This is a genomic window from Bartonella sp. AA18HLJMS (genome assembly GCF_042197245.1).
Classification (GTDB): Bacteria; Pseudomonadota; Alphaproteobacteria; order Rhizobiales; family Rhizobiaceae; genus Bartonella.
In genome coordinates, this window is record NZ_JBHIRP010000056.1 from 1 (window position 1) to 2,178 (window position 2,178).

Below are 2,178 nucleotides of genomic sequence, written 5' to 3' on the forward strand. Positions count from 1 at the left end.
CCGTGTAGAAAACCTGTTGCCATACTTTATGCTCCTTTAAATGAGGGGTGAATGAAAATGAATGGGAAAAATGAGGGTTGGATTTGAAATCGCACCCTTTAAAACAGCAAATCATAAGGATTTTGGTTCACTCGCATTTCAAATGCGAGTGAATAGTAAAGGGTAGCATTTCAAATGCGATCCTTTGAAAACAACAATATGTGAAATAATTTTTTAAAAGCATATTGACACTAATAAACCCTCATGTTAATCGAATCACAAGTGCTAGAAACACTAAACCATTAGCGGATAGGTCACGTAAGATCTCTCCCATGCATTTAAAATACTGATTGTCTTTTATGCTATTATTGGCATATAACGATTTTGTCGGGTGTAGCTATGCTATACAATACCTTCTCACGAAGGGAAGACATAGCGACGGACTAATGGCCGTGTTTCTAACGCCCGGCACCCTTGGGGGTGTCAATAGAGACATTAAAACCATTAGGAGTTCATCATGAACAATTTAGTGACGATCAACAATGCTGGTATTGCTGTTACAACTTCTTTAAAAATTGCAGAGGGTGTGGGTAATACGCATAAAACAGTTATACAGTTAGTACGCAATAATCGTAAGGATTTTGAAGAGTTTGGTTCACTTGGATTTGAAATCCAAGTGAGTAAAAGAGACGGTAAAGGTGGTCAAAAGAGAGAAGTTGCTATTCTCAATGAACCACAAGCCACTCTACTCATGACCTATATGCGTAACAATGATACGGTGCGTGCATTCAAAAAAGCACTCGTTAAAGCTTTCTATGATTTAAAAAACCAGTTAATTGATAATGACCGTGATACACGTTTTGATTTTCCAAGCAACTGGGATGAGATGGGAGCTACTGAAAAAGCTGTTTACATTTATGGACCGCTTCACATGCATCTTGTGAAAGCCTTTACATTAGCAGAAGAGAGCAAACATTACAAAACGCTTGTTGAAGAAGCTAAGCGGGTTTTAGCAAATCCGATTGCAAAAGTAGCTTAGACCTACAATATAATTTTATCTCCTCGTCTTTTAGGCGGGGAGGTGGTTAATGCCGTAAAATATCTTTACATAATACGTATTATACGTATAATATGTATGATACATTAAAGATAGGATGTGCATATGAAAAAATATAGTTTTACAGATGTAAACCGTGGTGCTGGCGATATTTTAGACGAGGCTATGTCTACACCTGTAGCTTTAACAAAGCGAGGGCGTGAAAAAATCATTATGCTTCCTGTTGATTTATATCATGAATTAATAAAAGCGCGTTCTTGCGCACAATCTTTTGTTTACGCAGATGCACCGCAAAATATATTAGATGATTTAGATCGTGGTTTAGATGACATTTTGAATAGTGATGAACATGTTTAAAGCGGGGGATGTTGTTCAATATTATTATTTATGGCACGAACAAGCGCAAAAAGGTGAACATTCAGGACGTAAAGCGCGTCCTTCCTGTGTTATGGTTAAAACTGAAAGCCATTTCTTTTTGTTTCCTATCACTTCTCAAGAGCCTATTAATTTACAATATAGCTTAAAAGTACCTGAGATAGAATGTAGACGTGCGGGGTTGCAAAAGCAATCTTGGGTGCGTGTTGATGAATTTAATGTTGTTCCTTGCGAATCTTTGTTTGACTTTGAAGATTTAAAACCACAAGGGCGTTTTAGCCTCGCTTTCGTGCGTAAAATTGCACTTAAAATTAAAGAAGTTAAAGCAATAAAACCACTTGGAAAAGTCTCTAGAGACTGAGTGATACAATTAAACAGCGTGGAGTGTTGGAATTTTGCTAACATCTGTTTCACGTTCAGCATGCCACGCATCATAATTGGCTTGCATGCGTAACCATATGGCAGCTCCATTCCCAAACATTTTGCCAAGACAAGCCGAAAGAGAAGGAGATATAGGCTTTTCGGCATTTAGAATATCATAGAGATGTTGACGTGATATACCAAGCATCTGCGCAATTTCTGATTTTGTTTTGCCTGTTGCTGGAATAATATCTGCTAAAACTTCTCCTGGATGAGTAGGACAGCGGTTTTTATCTCTTTGTGCAGGAATGTCATCCATAACTGTATCCTTTCTTAATAAAGTGAATACGAAGTTTAAATTCTATTTTCCTCTTGCTCTCCAAATCAATGAAGAAACAATAACAATC

Annotated in this window: 4 protein-coding genes; 3 read left to right on the forward strand and 1 reads right to left on the reverse strand. The window is 37.3% G+C overall.

Translation table 11 applies throughout. The features are described from left to right. The first annotated feature begins 496 nt into the window (after positions 1-496). The 3 genes from ACFINW_RS09805 to ACFINW_RS09815 all read left to right on the forward strand — a co-directional run bounded on the left by ACFINW_RS09805 (position 497) and on the right by ACFINW_RS09815 (position 1,772). The gene (locus ACFINW_RS09805; protein WP_375641099.1) at positions 497-1,018 is read left to right on the forward strand and encodes a Rha family transcriptional regulator; all 522 of its coding nucleotides are present in this window, start codon (positions 497-499) and stop codon (positions 1,016-1,018) included. 123 nt (positions 1,019-1,141) lie between these two features. Continuing rightward, positions 1,142-1,393 (forward strand): type II toxin-antitoxin system Phd/YefM family antitoxin, encoded by a 252-nt coding sequence (locus ACFINW_RS09810; RefSeq protein WP_375641100.1) that lies wholly within the window; start codon positions 1,142-1,144, stop codon positions 1,391-1,393. Beyond that, positions 1,386-1,772 (forward strand): hypothetical protein, encoded by a 387-nt coding sequence (locus ACFINW_RS09815; RefSeq protein WP_375641101.1) that lies wholly within the window; start codon positions 1,386-1,388, stop codon positions 1,770-1,772. The genes ACFINW_RS09810 and ACFINW_RS09815 overlap by 8 nt, the downstream gene beginning before the upstream one ends. A 9-nt stretch (positions 1,773-1,781) precedes the next feature. On the opposite strand, the gene ACFINW_RS09820 is transcribed toward ACFINW_RS09815, so the two are convergent. Next, a complete protein-coding gene (locus ACFINW_RS09820) occupies positions 1,782-2,090 on the reverse strand; it encodes a HigA family addiction module antitoxin (protein WP_375641102.1) in 309 nt (102 codons plus the stop codon). Between the last annotated feature and the right edge of the window lie 88 nt (positions 2,091-2,178).